We start from the raw sequence: 18,631 nt of genomic DNA, 5'->3' as shown, positions 1-18,631 counted from the left end.
GTGTCAGTTTTTAATTTTTAGATTCAACTTTCATTTTTTTAAACATTTCGTTTTTAGCATACAAAAAATCCATTGTGGTTAATACATTATTGTTTTCTAAAAGGTTTTTAGACCGTGGATCAGCATCACAAAAATCCAGAAACAGTCCGACTTCTTCGGGAGCTAATTTTAAATCTTTGGTAAAAAAAGTGGAAGGAATGGATGCTGCTACGAGTTTTCTGAAGACAGTTTCTTCAGTTTTCTTTTTAAGTTCTTCTTTCTTGTCATTTTTAAATAGATTAAAAACTCCTTTTCCCATTCGGCCGAAGTCCATACCATTTGGAATAGTTCCGTCATAAACACCGGTATATTTTTGCAAAGAACGTGTATCTTTTGTGAGTTTTATGTCATCTATATCTTGTTGGGAAATTTTTAAAGGGATCAAGTTTCATCGTTGTTATCACTACTTCGTTTAATTCTTCGGCTCTGATGGCCATATTAACAGTAATATTGTTTTTGTCAATATTTTCCCTGGATATTTTTAATCTTGTAAAAAAGTAATCTTTAGCAAAAAACAGCAAACTATCTTTTTCTTTGACCATAATAGAAAACTCTCCCAGATAATCTGTTGTTGTGCTGGTTTTCGCTGTTTTATTGATAACCTCTACTTTTTTAAGCGGATAGTTGTTAGACAAGACTTTTCCGTGAATTAGCTTTTCTGTTTGGGAAATCGAAAGTTGATACGTTAAAAAAGAAATTGTTGTAAGGAGTTTTACTTTCATCTAGTAGTATTTTGTTAAGAGTAAAATTATTAGAATTGTCTTAACTAAAACTTAGTGAATCTGTAAATTCTTGTTAATTCGATTTTGTGCTTTTCATTCTCGATCACATTTTTTAAGGGATCAAATTGTGACTGATATTTTTTATACTATTTCAATTAATTCCGAAGCTTTGTTTACAACCAATTTTGCACCACTTGTTTTTAGTTCCTCTTCGGTTCTGTACCCCCATGAAACCCCAACTGGAAACATATTAGCATTTTTAGCAGTTTGCATATCGATATCAGAATCTCCTACAAAGAGTATCTCTTCGGTCTTTAAGTTCCAGCTTTTACTGATTTCTAAAGCTTCAAACGGATTAGGTTTTTTAAGGTCTTCGGTACTCAGACCAATTGCAGCGTCAAAATAATCAGGGAATATTTCTGCCGCTATTTTTTTGGTAAGCTCATCGGCTTTGTTGGAGAAGACGGCTAATTTGATGTTTCGCGAAACCAAATTATCTAATAATTCGATAATGCCTTCGTACGGTTTTGTTTTTAAAGTACAAATTTCACGATATTCTGTAATCATGCAATCAAAACAGGTTTCAATTTGTTCCTCAGTATTGTTTGATGCAGGTAAAGCTTTGCTGACCAAATTTCGCAAACCACTCCCAATAAAGTACTGATAAGTATCGTAAGTATGAGTAGGGTGGTTTAGACTTGTAAGTACGGTATTCATCGCGTCTGAAATGTCTTCTAATGAGTTTACCAGCGTTCCGTCTAAATCAAAAATAATTCCTTTAAATTTCATTGTATTATATAGTATTGGCTAAAATAAACCCGCTTGTCCAGGCATTCTGAAAGTTAAAACCTCCGGTAATGGCATCGATATTAACGATTTCTCCAGCAAAATAAAGATTTTGATGCAGTTTGCTTTCCATGGTTTTAAAGTTGATTTCTTTTAAATCGATTCCACCGGCGGTTACAAATTCTTCTTTAAAAGTACTTTTTCCGTTTACTTTAAATTCGGCTTTGGTAAGTTGAGAAGCTAAGTTTTGTAATTGTGTTTTAGACAAATCAGCCCATTTCGTTTCGGCTTCAATTCCTGACGCTAAAACCAGACTTTCCCACAAACGATTCGGGAAATCGAAAGGGGATTTTTTAGAAACGGCTTTTTTAGCGTGTTCCTGTTTTAACGCTTTCAGAATTTTCTCGGCATCTTCTGTATCGACATCATTTAACCAATTGACATAAATCGTAAACTGATAGTTTTTATCGAATAAAGTACGGGCACCCCAAGCTGAAAGTTTTAAAATAGCCGGACCGCTCATTCCCCAATGTGTGATCAACAAAGGTCCCGTCGATTCGAGTTTGGTGTCTTTTACGTTTACGGTAACTTGTGCCGCAACTCCGGGTAATTCTTTGATGCGGGAATCTTTGATGTTGAATGTAAATAGGGAAGGAACAGGACTTACAATAGCATGACCTTGTGTTTGCAGCATTTCCCAGATTTTAGGATTACTTCCGGTTGCGAGAACTAATTTTTCTGTAGCGTAATTTTCATCCTGCGTATCAATTTTCCAATGATTTTCTGCTTTGAAAATAGATTGTACACTTTGTCCCGTTAGCACTTTAATGCCTAATTTTCCTGTTGCTTCTAAGAAACAATCGATTATGGTTTGAGAGGAATTCGAAACCGGAAACATTCTCCCGTCGTCTTCGATTTTAAGTTCTACACCATGTTTTTCGAACCATTCTATTGTATCTCCGGAACAAAACTGATGAAAAGGCCCGCGAAGTTCTTTCTCGCCACGCGGATAAAATTTTACTAATTCGTTGGGTTCAAAACAAGCGTGGGTTACATTGCATCTTCCGCCACCGGAAACGCGAACTTTAGAAAGCACTTCTTTCCCTCTTTCTAAAATGGCAATTTTTAGTTTCGGATTTTTCTCTGCAATATTAATCGCGGTAAAAAAACCTGCAGCGCCTCCGCCAACAATGATTATGTCGAAATTTTTGATCATATTTTATTTTTTGCCACTAATTGCACGAATTGGCACTAATTTTTTTATTTGCCACAGATTAAATGATTCACATAGATTTTAAAAATCTTTTTAGTCCTTTTAATCTGTGGCTACTTTTACTTTATAGTCTATCCGGAAAATCACTGATAATTCCGTCTACTTGGTAGCTTTTTATTTTTTGAATGTCTTCTGGATTATTTACTGTCCAGGGTAAAACCAGAAATCCTTTTTTCTGCATTTTCTGAACATTCTCCAGATTCAATAATTGATAATCAGGATGAATGGCTTCAGCTTCTATTAATTCGGCGAAAGCCAAAGCTTTGTTCAGCTCTTCTTCTGTTAAAACTCCAATTGCAATATTTGAATTTAGATTTGACGTTTCTTGCAGTAAATCCCAATTAAAACTAGAAACGATAAAATGCCCGTAATTCCAGTTTTTATCAACGATATATTCTTCGATCAAAGCGGCAACTTTACCTGCAGTTCCTAAACCTTTTAGTTCGATATTGATCAGGCATTTTTTGTTTACCAAATCAAACACCTCTTTTAAAGTTGGAATCTCGTATTGATCATCAATCAAAAACGTTTTTAATTCAGCTAAAGTAAAAGTATTTACAAAGCCTTTTCCGTTGGTGGTTCTGTCGATTGTCTCGTCATGAATTACGATTAAATGCCCGTCAGAAGTAAGATGAACATCTAGTTCAATTCCGTCAGCATTTAAGTCTAATGCTTTCTGAAAGGACTTTAGCGTATTCTCAGGTTCGTATCCTCTGGCGCCGCGATGAGCTATTTTTAGCATGTATGGAGAGTTTAACCGTTTAACCGCAAAGGTCGCAAAGTTTTACGCAAAGGTCGCAAGGATTAGAAAAAAAGTTAGCCACAGATTAAAAAAATTAGTACAGATTTAAAAATCCTTTTAATCTGTGGGAAAAAAACTTTACGGTTAAATTCTATATTTTTTCCAATAAAACAAGTCCGAATTCAGAATGCACAAATGCTTTTCCGTCTTCAACTTCTGTTTCTTCACCGGAAAAAGCATCTTTTAGTTTTGTACCATCCTGAAAAATAGATGCTACGGGAAGTTCTTTTAAACCAACGCCAAGATCTAAACCAATGATGACTTTGTCTGTATAATTTTCATTCGTATAACTTCTGGAAAAAATATACGGTTTTTGCGAGATCATATTGTGTATTCCTGCTCCAATTGCCGGATGATTTCTACGGAATTGTCCTAGTTTTTGCCAATGCCAGAGTATTTTTTGTGTTTCGGGATTGTTTTGAATATCATCCCAATTCATGAAAGACCGTAAAGTAGCATCGCCTTGTGTGCCTTCAATGACCAGAGAACGACCGGATTCATCCCCATAATACACCTGAGAGATTCCAGGTGAAAGCAATAATTTGGTTCCGGATTCGAAAGTCCTGTTTCTATGTGCATCAAAAGGATCAGGATCATCGTGCGAGGATACATAATTAAGAATGCTGTACCCTTTTAATTCATTTTGAAGTTTGGCAGAATATTTCGAAAATATAACTTCATAATCGTTTTGAGCATCCAGTTTAAACTCAAAATTGATCATGCAGTTAAAACCATTTTCGAAATAATTTACTTTTCGATCTCCAAAATCATAATAAAGTCCACCATTTATGCCATAACCGTAAACTTCGGCAATGGTATAAAATGGGTTTTCATCTAGTATTTCTGCCGGATGGTTTTTCTTCCAGGTTTCGAAAGCATAATCGCATTCTTTTTTGAAATCTCCCCAAACGTTTTCCTCAGTATGTTTTACGGTATCAGCCCTGTAACCGTCAATTCCGAATTCTAGGATATAATCCGTTAACCATTTTATGATGTAGTATTTTGGAGTTCGAGGATAATTTGTTCTTTTGAAGAATTCGTCTAATGAAGTGATTTCTTTATCATAACGTCCTTCATTTTTCCACTTTTCTATTAAAAAAGAGGGTAATTTTACTTCCTTATTGCTTTCGGTTCTTATGTCCGGAAGATTATCTACTAAAGTACACATCGTAGTATTTTCGAATGATTTGTAATCACAGACAACTCCGGTTCTTACCCAGTCTTCCGGCCACATAGGATCTTCGGTAGTTACGGGACCAGTATGATTGATAACACCGTCGAGTAAAATTCGAATGCCTTTTGCGTGAGCTTTCTTAACCAAATTGGCTAAATCTTCTTTAGTACCGAAATTTGGATCCAACGCCGTCCAGTCTCTTGCCCAATACCCGTGAAATCCGTAGCTAAGTCCGGTTCCTTCGTCAACACCATCGTGAATTTGTTCTACAATCGGCGTAAGCCAAATAGCATTTATACCCAATTGATCAAAATAACCTTCGTCGATTTTTTTGATAATTCCGATGATATCTCCACCTTCAAAACCACGCAGTTTTCCGGGAGTTTTGGTTCGGTTGAAGTTTAAATCATTAGAAGTATCTCCGTTGTAAAAGCGATCGGTAAGTAAAAAGTAAACATTTGCTCCTTCCCAAACGAAAGGTGTTTTCGAAGTATTGTCGTTATCCATTGAAATGATTATGAATCTTAAAGATAAAGAAAGAAAATCGTATAAAAAAAAAACGCCACGAATTCACGAATTTTTATTCTCAAAGATTGTCAAAAATAATTCGTGAATTCGTGGCGGAAAAAAATTAAACGGATTTTGTTTTTATTCTAATTCTAAAACAATTGCTGATTTTGGCTCTAGAGTAATTTCAGTAGCTAAATCGAATGTTTTTCCGGTTAGAACATCTTTTCCTGATTTAAAGTTTTTGATATTTTCTTTGAAACGATTTGTTTTGATTGTTTGTGCTGTAGCATTGTTATTGAAAACCACCATTACTGTTTTAGCATCTGTATATCTGAAATAAACATACGTATTGTTTTCCGGAATGTAATGTGTCATTTTTCCGAAGTGAACCGCTTCATTTGATTTTCTCCAAGTGAATAATTTCGACGTAAAATCAAAATATTTGGCTTGTTCGGCAGTTCTTCCTGCTGCGGTAAGAGCATTGTTTTTATCACCAGCCCATCCACCAGGGAAATCCTGACGAATATCTGCGTCACCTTTGCTTTTGTCGCCGCCCATTCCAATTTCTGAACCATAATACAATTGTGGAATTCCGCGAACTGTGGCTAATAAAGTCATGGCCAGTTTGTATTTTGGAAAATCGTATTTGAACTTATCATTCATACGATCTGTGTCATGATTTTCTGCAAAAACTAAAATGTTATTCGTGTTTGGATATAAATAATCCATTGCAAAATTATTGTAGAATTTAATCAATCCGTTGTCCCAGCTTGGTTCATTTTCATTAAAAGCAGAAGTAACCTGACTTTGAAGCGTAAAATCCATTACACTCGGTAAATTCGAATTGTAATTTTCTATAGCTCCAATTTTACTGTCTTTTTGCCAATAAGCTAAATTTGCCTGATTGTGCATCCAGATTTCTCCAACGATATTAAAATTCGGATATTCGTTTGTAATTGATTTTGCCCAATTTGCCATAGCCGTTGGATCAGAATAATTATAAGTATCTACTCTAAATCCGTCAAGGTCTGCATATTCAATCCACCAGATGGCATTTTGAGTTAAGTATTTAGCCACCAAAGGATTTCTAAGGTTTAAGTCTGGCATAGAAGGAACAAACCATCCATCGATACAAACTTCCTGATCTAATTTTGAGGCATGAATATCTGTAATTACTTCACGACGGTGATGTGTTTGTGTAAAAGTTTCGAATTGATTAAACCAGGTTTTAGTTGGCATGTCGTTAATCATCCAGTGTGTAATTCCCCAGTGATTGGTCACGTAATCCATTACCAGTTTCATGTTCTTTTTGTGCATTTCTGCAGCAAGGCGAACATAATCTTCATTGGTTCCGTAACGAGGATCTATTTTGTAAACATCGGATTGCCCGTAAGTGTGATACGAATGTTGTTTGTCATTGTCTTCTAATAAAGGCGTATTCCAGATTGTGGTTGCACCAAGAGAGGAGATATAATCTAAGTTTTTGATAATTCCTTCGATATCACCACCATGACGACCACTTGGATCTTGTCGGTTTCCTTTTTCTGTTAAAGCTGTGTTACTATCGTTTTTAGGATTCCCGTTAGCAAAACGATCCGGCATAATTAAGTACATCATATCCGATGCATCATAACTTTTTCTGTTTGCCGAATTTGCTCTTCTTTCTTTAAGAGAATATTTTTGGGTAAAAACTACTTTGTTTTTGGTTTTGAAAGAGAAAACCAATTCTGAAGCTTTTAGGTTTTGTGTATCAATTGTAACAAAAAGGTAATTTGGATTTTCTGTTTTTTCTACATTTTTAATCACCACATTGTTTGAAACCGAAGCTTCATATTGTGCAATGTTTTTTCCGTAGAACATAATCTGTAGTTCCGGATTTTTCATTCCTGCGTACCAAAATGGCGGTTCTACTTTCTGGATTTGCGCTTTCGCAGAAGCAGAAAATAATAAAACAAATAGTATTATTTTATAGAGAGTATGGGTTGTTTGGATTCTTGTTTTTTGGATGTTCATAATCTAATGTGTATTAAATACCTAACAGGTTTGAAAAACCTGTTAGGATATTGTGAGGTTTCCTAGCAGGTCTCCAAGACCTGTTAGGTATTATTTTAAATCTTAAAAAAAAGACAAGTAATCTTGGGGAAAATCACTTGTCTTTAAAAAATTATTTAGTTTCGATAATGCTTATGGCATAACCTCCACCTGGAACGGATAATTGTGATAATTTTGATTTGTTTGTTACAGCAATTTTCTTGATAGTGTAAGCTTGCGGATTTGTTTTGTAATGCGCATCTTTTGCATCAGCATAAATGGTTGCCGTGTATTTTTTACCTTTTTCAAGGAAACTGAAATCAATATTTGATGTACGGCCAGTTTCTCCGTTTACATTTCCAACAAACCAGTTGTTTGATCCTTTTGCTTTACGGGCAACCGTGATAAAATCTCCTGGCTCAGCCTCGATATATTTACTTTCTGACCAGTCTACAGCCACATCTTTAATAAATTGGAATGCATCTGGGAAACGGTTGTAGTTCTCTGGAGTATCAGCAGCCATTTGTAGCGGGCTGTACATGGTAACATATAATGCCAATTGATTTGCAATGGTACTGTTTACATGAGATTTGTTGTCAGGATTCATTTTGCTAATATCCATTTCGAAGATTCCAGGAGTATAATCCATTGGTCCACCAATTAAACGTGTAAATGGTAAAACGGTAACGTGATTAGGTTTTGAACCTCCAAAAGCTTGATATTCTGTTCCTCTTGCAGACTCGTTTCCAATTAAGTTAGGATATGTTCTCGCAATTCCTGTTGGACGAACTGCTTCGTGAGCATTTACCATAATTTTATAATCAGCTGCTTTTTCGATTGCATATTGATAATGGTTTACAATCCATTGGTCGTAATGGTTTTCACCGCGAGGTAAAATATCTCCAACATAACCGCTTTTTACAGCATCATATCCGTTGTCTTTCATGAATTGGTACGCTTTATCCATATGGCGCTCGTAGTTACGAACAGAACCAGACGTTTCATGGTGCATGATAATTTTTACACCTTTAGATTTTGCATAGGCATGTAAACCTTTTACATCAAAATCCGGATAAGGCGTTACGAAATCAAAAACATAATCTTTTGAGTGACCAAACCAGTCTTCCCAACCTTCGTTCCAACCTTCGACTAAAACAGCGTCGAAACCATTTGCAGCAGCAAAATCAATGTATTTTTTTACGTTAGCATTGTTGGCTCCGTGAGTTCCGTTTGGTTTTGCTTTTGCGTAATCAGAAACACCCAATTGTACTGTTGGGAAATCGTTAGTGTATGACCAGGAACTTTTTCCTGTAATCATTTCCCACCAAACACCAATGTATTTTACGGGTTTAATCCAGGAAGTATTATCAATTTTTGATGGATCATTTAAGTTGTAAGTCATTTTTGAAGCCAAGATTTCTCTCGCGTCATCGCTTACCATAATCGTTCTCCAAGGCGAGTGACTTGGTGCTTGCATATAACCTTTATCTCCTTTTGCATCGGGAGTCAACCAGGATTCGAAAATCATGTTTTTGTCATCAAGGTTCAGGTGCATACAAGAATAGTTGATCAAAGCTGCTTCGTGTAAGTTGATGTATAAACCATCATTTGTTTTCATCATAAGAGCCGTTTGAACTCCTGTTGGAGAAAAGTTTTTTTGCGAAACATTTGCGGTATATGCTTTTTCAGATAAACCTCTGATTTCTGATAATTTAGATTTTGTATAATCGTATTCCTGAGTATCGTAATCTCCCGGAATCCAAAAAGCCGTGTGGTCGCCCGCCATTGCAAATTGAGATCTCTCTTCTTTGATTACGAAATAGGTAAGATTTTTTTGAGTTGGAAATTCATATCTAAATCCAAGTCCGTCATCAAATAAACGGAAACGAATTACGATTTGTCTTTCAGTTCCTTTTTGATTTAAAGTAACTGCCAATTCATTATAATGATTTCTGATTTTATCTACTTCGCCCCAAACTGGTTTCCAGGTTTCATCAAAAGTCGAAGTTTTAGAATCAACAACTGTAAAGTCATTCAATAAAGATTTTTTATCATCTTTAAGTTCAAGACCTAATTTACTGGTTTTAATAACCTCTTTGTTTTTGTATTTCAGATTGTAAGTTGGAGTTCCGTCGTTTTGAAGAGAAAATTCCATTACGAACTTGCCTTCGGGTGATTTTAATTGTTGTGCTTCAGCAATTGAGCTAAAAGCAAACAAGATTAAACTTGCGAAAAATAAGTTTTTCATGTTTTTTAGTTTTTAGAGTATTGTAATTTAATTAATTTGTACAAACTTACTTGCGATAATAGGATTTGCGTTCACTATAATTGTTAAATCCTGATCACCATCTACTGTAAAATTGGTTTCATGATGATTGACATCAACTTTTAGTATTTGATTTCTAAAGTTGATTTTAAAAGAATAACCTTTCCATTCTTTTGGAATTTTTGGAGCAAAATGCAATTGATCATTTTTTACTCTCATTCCGCCAAAACCTTCTACAATACTCATCCATGTTCCGGCCATTGACGTAATATGACAACCTTCTTCAACTTCTTTGTTATAATCATCAAGATCTAAACGAGAAGTTCTTAAATAGAAAGTATATGCCATATCCATTTTGTCTAAATGGGCAGCCTGAATCGAGTGTACACAAGGTGAAAGTGAACTTTCATGAACGGTAAAGGATTCGTAGAATTCGAAATTGCGTTTTAATTCTTCTTTAGAAAAATGATCTTCAAAGAAGTAGAAACACTGTAAAACGTCGGCTTGTTTGATGTAAGGTGAACGTAAAACACGATCCCAGGACCATTTCTGGTTGATTGGTCGTTGTGAACGATCTAAATCTTTTACCGGAACTAAATCTTTGTCTAAGAAACCATCTTGTTGTAAATAAACCCCTAATTCCTCAGATTTTGGGAAGTACATATTATTAGCCACCTTTTTCCATGCCTGAATTTCAGCTGCTGCAAGATTTACTTTTTCTAAGATACGTTTGTGATCTGCAGGATATTCTGCAGCTACTTTTTTAATTTGTTCTTCAGTATAATCAATACACCATTTTGCAATATAATTGGTGTAGAAATTATTGTTGATGTTGTTTTCGTATTCGTTTGGACCTGTAACGCCCAGAATAACGTATTGATTTTTAGCTGCAGAGAAAGAAGCTCTCTGGTGCCAGAAACGCGCAATACCAATTAAAACTTCTAATCCTTTTTCCGGAATATAAGAGTAATCTCCGGTGAAACGGTTATAGTTGAAAATCGCAAAAGCAATTGCGCCATTTCTATGGATTTCTTCATGCGTGATTTCCCATTCGTTATGACATTCTTCCCCATTCATAGTCACCATTGGGTACAATGCTGCTCCGTTTTTGAAACCTAAATTGTCTTTGGCATTTTCGATCGCTTTATCCAATTGATTGAAACGATAGGTCAATAAATTACGGGCAACTTGTTGATCTTTGGTCGCCATGTAAAACGGAATACAATATGCCTCAGTATCCCAATAAGTAGACCCGCCGTATTTTTCTCCGGTGAAACCTTTTGGGCCAATATTTAATCTACTGTCTTTTCCTAAATAAGTTTGATTTAATTGAAAGATATTGAAACGGATTCCTTGTTGTGCTTTTACATCGCCATCAATGGTAATATCTGACATTTCCCAAATTTTAGCCCAGGCATCAATTTGATTTTGAAGTAAAGTATCATATCCTAAATTAAGGGCATTTTTAATTACTTTTTCGGCTGCAGCCAAAGTATTATCATGGTTTAAAGAAACGGTATAACCACCAATTTTCTGGATAGATGAGGTTTGTCCTTTTGCGATAATAGTGCCGTAAGTAAACTGAACTTTATCAGCAGTTGAATCGATCGTAGAAGGCGAAATATTTACGTTTTCACCGTTAGCCAAAATCGTATTGTGCATGAAAGTCGTTACTTTAAAATGCGTTTTAAAAGTCTGTGCCGTTACAAAAGCTTCGTTTGTTCCTTTTTTTACTTCAAGAGGCTCCCAGAATTTTTCTTCCCAGTTGGCATCTTCATTGGTTACGCCCGCATCAATATAAGGTTTGTAAACAATTTTTGCGTCTTTGTTTAATGGCGTAATATCGTATTTAATGATTCCCGCTTCATCCAAATCCAAAGAAAGAAAACGACGAACGTTTACGGCAATTTCAGTTCCGTTTTTCAGCGTTGCTTCAAAAGAACGATTGTACCAGCCTTCTTTCATATTCAATTCTCTGCGGAAATTTCTAACCTCGGTACATGTATTTAAATCAAGATTTTCTTCGTTGATTTCAATATCAATTCCAATCCAGTTTGGAGCGTTAAGTACTTTTGCAAAATATTTTGGGTATCCGTTTTTCCACCATCCCACTTTGGTTTTGTCCGGATAATAAATTCCTGCAATATAACTTCCCTGAAAAGTTTCACCGGAATAGGTTTCTTCAAAATTGGCGCGTTGTCCCATAGCACCGTTTCCGATACTAAAAAGACTTTCAGACGACTTTACTCTTTCCACATCAAATCCTTCTTCAATGATGGACCAGTTGTCTGGTTTTATATAATCTTGATTCATTTTTTTTAAAATTAGAGAATTGGGCAATTAAAGCATTAGGTAATTAGAAAATGTGTCAATTAGATAATTATTTTTTTGACTTTTCTAATTTGATTTTATCTTTAATTGCTGATTGTTTACTGTTTTGTTGATTAGATGATTTTTTAATTTGATAATTATTCATTTTCCAATGATCAAATTGACACATTTTAAATTAGAGCGATAAGTAATTAGTCAATTAGATAATTCAAGTTTAGGAAATTATCACATTTTCTAATTAATTAACTTATCGATAAAGCTTTCGTCTATCAAAGTAAAATCTTTAAAAATATAATCGGCTTCATGTAGAATTGTGTCCTCACCAATTCCTACACTTACCATTCCGCCAATGTTTGCTGCTTGTATTCCGGCAACAGAATCTTCGAATACAATTGAATTTTTTGGATCAATATGTAGTAATTCAGCCGCTTTTAAGAAAACTTCCGGATCTGGTTTGGCATTGGTAACATCGTTTCCGTCAACAATAACATCGAAATACGAAATGATTCCTGTTTTCTCCAGAATTGGTCTGGCATTTTTACTCGCAGATCCCAAAGCAATTCCCTGATTTTTGTCTTTTAATAGTTGTAGTGTTTTAAAAACTCCCGGAAGAATCTCACTTTCGTCCATGTCAACTAAATAAGATAAGTAATCTTCATTTTTTTGAATCAGCCATTTGTCTTTGTCTTCCTGAGAAGCCTGAACATTGCCTAATTCAAGAATGATGTCTAACGAACGTACACGACTTACACCTTTAAGTAATTCGTTATTTTCGTGTGTGAAATTTATATTTAGTGCCTGAGCGATTTTTTGCCAGGCTAAAAAATGATATTTGGCAGTATCAACGATTACGCCATCAAGGTCGAATATGAATGCTTTTTTGTTCATTATATTAGAAATTGTTCTTTATGATTTTTGAATGGTGTCGTCTACATCTTTTACTTTGTAGACTAAAAGAGCAGCGATTAAAAAACTGACTCCACTTGTAATTAAGGCGTAAATAGCATCGCCATTATAAAGGTATTTTACAATTGGTCCTCCAATAAGGGCATTTACAATTTGCGGAATAACAACAAAAAAGTTGAAGATCCCCATGTAGACTCCCATTTTTTTAGGTGCAATTGATCCTGCAAGAATGGCATAAGGCATCGCCAGGATACTTGCCCACGCAACTCCAATTAAAATCATGGGTAATACAACCCAGTTTTCATTTGGCATAAAATAAATCGATATTAATCCGATTCCTCCAATGATTAATGAAACTGCATGAGTTGATTTTCGTCCGATTTTCTTAGCGATGTAAGGTAGGAAAAATAGCGCAATAATAGCGGAAACTAAATTGTAAACTCCAAATAGAATTCCAACCCAATCCCCTGCATCCTGATATTGCTGGCTTGAAGTATCACTTAAGGGTAATCCGTAAATGTGATGTGCAATGGCGGGAGTTGTAAAAACCCACATACCAAATAATCCGAACCAGGAGAAAAACTGTACCCAACTCAATTGACGCATTGTTGTAGGCATTTTTGCAAAGTCGGTAAAAATGTCTGAAAGTTTTGATTTTTCTTCAGAAGGAACATCGACTTCACTTTGAGGATCTTCAAAATTGGACAGTTCTTGTGGTGAATATTCTTTGGTTGTAAAAAGCGTTACCAGAATAGAACCGATTAAAACGGCAGCTCCAATGATGAAAGAAAGGGTCAAATTCAAAGGCACACTTCCTGGAACTGTGCTGTTTGAAACATGAAAATACTTGGTTAAAACATAGGGTAATGCTGAACCAATTACGGCTCCAAAACCAATTAATGAAGTTTGAATACTGAAACCTGCGGTACGCTGATCTGTTCTTAAATTGTCGCCCACCAAAGCGCGAAATGGCTCCATGGCAATATTGAAAGAAGCATCCATAATCATTAACATTCCGGCTCCAACCCATAAGGCCGGTAAAACGGATATGAAAATATTAGCTTGTGGCATTAAAATTAATCCTACCGAAGCTAAAATGGCACCTACAAGAAAAAACGGTTTTCGTCTTCCGAATCTTCCCCAGGTTTTATCACTATAATGACCAATAACGGGTTGCACTATTAATCCCATTAGGGGAGCAATAATCCAGAACCATGAAAGTTCGTGTACGTCGGCACCAAAAATTTGAAGAATTCTGCTGGCATTTGCATTCTGAAGTGCAAACCCCATTTGTATTCCCAGGAATCCGAAACTCATGTTCCAAATTTCCCAGAAACTTAATTTACGCTTTTCCATTATCGTAATTAAAAAATTAATTAGACGATAAGCGCTTTGCTTATCAAAACTTACTTATGGTTCGAAGTAAAAGTAAAAGCTTTGAGCAGGCGTAAAAGTATTAATTATTTTTTTAATTCAAATCATAAAAAAACCATAAATAACATTTATGGCTTTAGAATAGGTTGATTTTAAGAAAATTAGTCCGTAGATTCTCTTTCTATCAAATGTGTTTCTATTACTTCTGTCGTATAATTTTCGTTTTCCTCTTCGTCATCATGATTTTCTGCTTCAAGCCTTTCGATTAGCATTTTAGCGGCTTTATTCCCCATCTTTTCACCACTCTGACTTACAGTTGTAATGGTTGGCGTGGAGTACTTAGAGATAATTCCGTCAGTAAAAGCAATAACAGCAAGATCTTGCGGAACTTTAAGTCCCATTTTGTTGGCTGTTTTGATAATCGTTACTGCAAAAAGCTCGTTTACTGCAAAAACTGCATCAAAAGCTCTGTCGTGTAAAAGCTGACTGATGGTTATTTCGCAAGTATCGACATCTTCAATTTTTATGATTAAATCTTCGTTGAATGGTAATCCGTTATCCAGAAGTGCTTTTTCGTAACCGTCAGTTCTTAATTTTCCAACACTTACGTAATCAACAGTAGTTACAAGAGCGATTTTTTTTCGGCCATTATCAATTAAACTCTGAACTGCTTCATAAGCAGCTGCTTTGTCATCAATAATTACTTTATCACATAAAATATCATTGGTAACGCGGTCGAACATAACAACTGGCATTCCCTGATTGATAACTTCTGTAATATGGTGAAAATCACCCTTGTATTGGGTTTCCTTAGAAAGTGACATGATAAAACCATCGATGCTTCCGTTGGCTAACATTTCCATATTTAAGACTTCTTTGTCGAAAGAATCATCAGATAAACAAATGACAACACTGTACCCATTTTCGTTTGCCACTTGTTCAATTCCGTTGATTACAGTAGAGAAAAAATAATGTACAATTTCCGGAATAATAATACCAATACTTTTGGTTTTTCGGTTTTTTAAACTAAGGGCAATGTTGTTGGGTTTGTAGTTATAAAACTTTGCAAAAGCCTGCACTTTTATACGGGTTTCTTCTCCTATTTCCAGGCTGTTTCTAAGTGATTTTGAGACAGTTGAAATAGAAACATCAAGTTCCTTTGCAATCTGTTTTAAGGTTATTTTGCGTTTCATAGTAAATGTTGAAAAAAATCTAATTATTAATAAAGGTATCTTTTATTTTTTGATTTGATATTTTTTGACTGAAAAGATTACAAAATATAGAAAGTTTTCAACACTATCACGTTTTCGTAATGTAATATAAATTGTCGCTGGTTGGTCGTGTTAATAAATTCCTAATTTTGAAATTCGAAGTAAAATTAAAAACTTAACTAACAATCAAAAACTCAAACTAATTTAAACAAAAAGTATGAAAGCAATTTATAAAAAGTTGTTATTTTTATTCCTGTTGTTGCCGTTTAGTGTACTCGCTCAAAGTACTTTAACCGGAACAGTTTCCGATCAGGGAACGGGACAACCAATCCCGGGGGTAAATGTAAATGTACAGGGTGCTCCAGGCGGATCATCAACAGATTTTGACGGTAAATTTCAGTTATCTAATGTGAAAAATGGAGACAAAATTTTGGTTTCATTTATTGGATATAAAACGTCAACGATAGTCTTTAATGGCCAAAAAACTTTATCTGTTTCTTTAGAAGAAGATACGAACCAACTTAAAGAAGTTGTGGTGCAGGTAGGTTATGGTACTGTTAAGAAAAAAGACGCAACAGGATCTGTTTCTCAAATTTCGGCTAAAGAATTTAATAAAGGAATCAACGTAACTCCGGAAAGTTTAATTAGCGGTCGTATCGCTGGTGTTAACGTAACTGGCGGAGGAGCTCCTGGTGCTAAAGCTGATATTAGAATTCGTGGAGGATCTTCATTAAAAGCTTCAAACGAGCCTTTAATAATTTTAGATGGACTTCCATTAAGTAATGCGGTTCCTAGTGGAGCGACTAGTATTTTATCTACTATTGATCCTAATGATATTGAGTCTTTTACAGTTCTTAAAGATGCCTCTGCAGCAGCAATCTACGGGTCCAGAGCGGCAAATGGTGTAATTGTAATTACGACTAAAAAAGGAACTAAAGGTGCTGTGAAAGTTAATTTTAGCTCTCAAGTTGGTATTAATACAGTAGCAAATACAGTTGATGTGTTAAGTGCAGATGAGTTCCGCAATTTAGTAAATACAAAAGGTACTCCTGCTCAACAAGCGTTAATGGGTAAAGCAAATACAAACTGGCAGGATGAAATTTTTCATACAGCCTTGACTACCAATAATAATATCTCTGTTAGTGGTTCATTATTTAATAAATTACCGGTACGTTTATCTGTTGGGAATGTTAATAATCCTGGAATCCTAAGAAACACTTCTTTTGAAAGAACTACGACATCGATATCGTTAAATCCGGTTTTGTTTGATAATCACTTAAAAATTGATATTAGCGGAAATTTAGCATTTGGTAAAAATCAATTTCAGGACGAAGCTGCTATTATTGGTGGAGCTATTGGGTTTGATCCTACACAATCTGTGTACCAATCTGGATCTCGTTACGGAGGATATTTTGAATGGTTAGAGCCAAACGGAAATTTACCATTATTGCCTTCAAGAAATCCAGTTGCAAGATTGAATCTTGAGGATAAAAGAGCAACTTCTACCAGAAAATGGGGTAATATTAGAGTAGATTATAAATTTCATTTCTTCGAAGATTTAAGAATTATCGCTGAAGCAGGTATCGATAGATTTGATAGTAATGGATATAACAGACAAAGTACAGAAAGTGCTTTAGGATATCAGCCAAATGCTTTTAGTTCTGGAAATTGGGTAAATTTAGGAAACTACAATAGTTACACTAATAATCTTCAAAACAAAAACTTAAATACCTATTTTAATTATACAAAAGATTTAGGTAAACTTAAACTTGATGCAACTGCGGGTTATAACTATCAATTGTTTCAAAAACAGAAATACGAATCAGGAGAAACTACGCAGCCAACTCGTAATGAATTGACTACTATTGATCCGGATGTTAACTTACAGTCTTTCTTTGGTCGTTTGACATTAAACTACGATAGTCGTTATTTATTAACGCTGAATTACAGAAGAGATGGTACTTCACGTTTTTCTAAAGAAAACAGATGGGGTAATTTTGGAGGAGCAGCGTTTGCGTGGAATGTTGCTGAAGAATCTTTCTTAAAAGGTAACACCACACTTTCTAGCTTGAAATTAAGAGTTGGTTACGGTACAACAGGACAACAGGATATTGATGCTCAATATGATTATTTAAGAAGGGTTACACTTGGTACAATTAATTCTCAGTATATTTTTGGGAATACTGTTTATAAAACTGCAAGACCAGAAGGATACAATGAAAATATCAAATGGGAAGAATTAGCAGAGATGAACCTTGGAGTTGATTTTGGATTCCTGAATGACAGAATTACGGGTACGATAAATTATTTTGATAAAAAATCAAGTGATTTATTAGCAGATGTTGTTGTTCCTGATGGAGCAAATATTAGAAACACGGGAACTTATAATGTGGGTAGTTTAAGAACAAAAGGGGTTGAATTTAGTATTCAGTCAGATATCATTAAAGGTGATAATTTGAATTGGAATGTTGCTTTTAATACAACTTATATTGACCGAAAAATTACAGATTTGGGAGTTACTGTTCCGGGTTTTTCCGGATACTTAACCGGAGATAATATCGCTGGTGGTGGTGGAAATAAAATTGAAGTGAATTCTGTAGGATATGCACCAGAAGCATTTTTGGTATATGAGCAATTATACGATGCGAATAAAAAACCAATCGCTGGAGCTTATGTAGACAGAAACGGAGATGGTAAAATTGATGACGGAGATCGTTATAGATTTCATAAACCAGCAGCAGATTATAGCTTTGGATTATTCTCTACGTTAAACTACAAGAAGTTTGATTTTACGATGAACTGGAGAGCTAGTTTAGGAAATTACATTTTTGATAATGTGAGTTCTAATCTTGGATATTCTGATGCAGGTTTAAGAAGACAAACTGATTTATCTAATGTAAGTTCAGATTATCTTAATACAGGATTTAGATATGAAGATAATGGTACTTCTCGTTATTTGTCTGATTACTACATAAAAGATGCTTCTTTTATTAAGTTAGATAACGTTACTCTAGGGTATACGTTTGATAAAACGTTATTGAAATCAGCTAGTTTAAGATTTACTGCTGGTGTTCAGAATGTTTTTGTACTTACAAAATACGGTGGTTTAGATCCTGAAAAATTCAACGGAATCGATAATAATGTTTACCCAAGAGCCAGAACATTCTTGTTTGGGGTAAATGCAAGTTTCTAATCGAGCACTGAAA

At 35.0% G+C, this 18,631-nt stretch carries 13 protein-coding genes; 1 reads left to right on the top strand and 12 read right to left on the bottom strand.

Annotated features, from left to right (window positions below; translation table 11 throughout):
- Positions 1–10 precede the first annotated feature (10 nt).
- From ACQY44_RS10850 to ACQY44_RS10795, 12 genes are all read right to left on the bottom strand, one after another.
- Entirely contained in the window at positions 11–358 is a 348-nt protein-coding gene (locus tag ACQY44_RS10850; protein ID WP_428230375.1) for a hypothetical protein, read from the bottom strand.
- Positions 359–386: 28 nt separating this feature from the next.
- Entirely contained in the window at positions 387–761 is a 375-nt protein-coding gene (locus ACQY44_RS10845; RefSeq protein ID WP_428230374.1) for a hypothetical protein, read from the bottom strand.
- A gap of 141 nt (positions 762–902) precedes the next feature.
- A complete protein-coding gene (locus tag ACQY44_RS10840; RefSeq protein WP_428230373.1) occupies positions 903–1,550 on the bottom strand; it encodes an HAD family hydrolase in 648 nt (215 codons plus the stop codon).
- A 4-nt stretch (positions 1,551–1,554) separates the two neighbouring features.
- Positions 1,555–2,763 (bottom strand): NAD(P)/FAD-dependent oxidoreductase, encoded by a 1,209-nt coding sequence (locus tag ACQY44_RS10835; protein ID WP_428230372.1) that lies wholly within the window; start codon positions 2,761–2,763, stop codon positions 1,555–1,557.
- Positions 2,764–2,884: 121 nt separating this feature from the next.
- Positions 2,885–3,562 (bottom strand): glycerophosphodiester phosphodiesterase, encoded by a 678-nt coding sequence (locus ACQY44_RS10830; protein ID WP_428230371.1) that lies wholly within the window; start codon positions 3,560–3,562, stop codon positions 2,885–2,887.
- Positions 3,563–3,713: 151 nt separating this feature from the next.
- Positions 3,714–5,303, bottom strand: a complete 1,590-nt coding sequence (locus ACQY44_RS10825) for an alpha-amylase family glycosyl hydrolase (RefSeq protein WP_428230370.1) — start codon at positions 5,301–5,303, stop codon at positions 3,714–3,716.
- 141 nt (positions 5,304–5,444) lie between these two features.
- Positions 5,445–7,319 carry a glycoside hydrolase family 13 protein gene (locus tag ACQY44_RS10820; RefSeq protein ID WP_428230369.1) on the bottom strand — a complete coding sequence of 625 codons (1,875 nt, stop codon included), beginning with the start codon at positions 7,317–7,319 and terminating at the stop codon, positions 5,445–5,447.
- 151 nt (positions 7,320–7,470) lie between these two features.
- Positions 7,471–9,585 carry a glycoside hydrolase family 97 protein gene (locus ACQY44_RS10815; RefSeq protein ID WP_428230368.1) on the bottom strand — a complete coding sequence of 705 codons (2,115 nt, stop codon included), beginning with the start codon at positions 9,583–9,585 and terminating at the stop codon, positions 7,471–7,473.
- A 27-nt stretch (positions 9,586–9,612) separates the two neighbouring features.
- Positions 9,613–11,916 (bottom strand): glycoside hydrolase family 65 protein, encoded by a 2,304-nt coding sequence (locus ACQY44_RS10810; protein ID WP_428230367.1) that lies wholly within the window; start codon positions 11,914–11,916, stop codon positions 9,613–9,615.
- Between the two features lie 252 nt (positions 11,917–12,168).
- Positions 12,169–12,822, bottom strand: a complete 654-nt coding sequence (gene pgmB, locus ACQY44_RS10805) for a beta-phosphoglucomutase (RefSeq protein WP_428230366.1) — start codon at positions 12,820–12,822, stop codon at positions 12,169–12,171.
- An 18-nt stretch (positions 12,823–12,840) separates the two neighbouring features.
- A complete protein-coding gene (locus ACQY44_RS10800) occupies positions 12,841–14,196 on the bottom strand; it encodes an MFS transporter (RefSeq protein WP_428230365.1) in 1,356 nt (451 codons plus the stop codon).
- Positions 14,197–14,375: 179 nt separating this feature from the next.
- A complete protein-coding gene (locus ACQY44_RS10795; protein WP_428230364.1) occupies positions 14,376–15,407 on the bottom strand; it encodes a LacI family DNA-binding transcriptional regulator in 1,032 nt (343 codons plus the stop codon).
- Positions 15,408–15,642: 235 nt separating this feature from the next.
- Here ACQY44_RS10795 and ACQY44_RS10790 point away from each other — a divergent pair, with 235 nt between their 5' ends.
- Positions 15,643–18,618 carry a SusC/RagA family TonB-linked outer membrane protein gene (locus ACQY44_RS10790; RefSeq protein WP_428230363.1) on the top strand — a complete coding sequence of 992 codons (2,976 nt, stop codon included), beginning with the start codon at positions 15,643–15,645 and terminating at the stop codon, positions 18,616–18,618.
- The last annotated feature ends 13 nt before the right edge of the window (positions 18,619–18,631 follow it).

This window comes from Flavobacterium sp. (genome assembly GCF_965277525.1).
Taxonomy (GTDB): Bacteria; Bacteroidota; Bacteroidia; order Flavobacteriales; family Flavobacteriaceae; genus Flavobacterium.
Note: the sequence above shows the minus strand (reverse complement) of the source record. Positions and strands in the feature narration are given on the sequence as shown.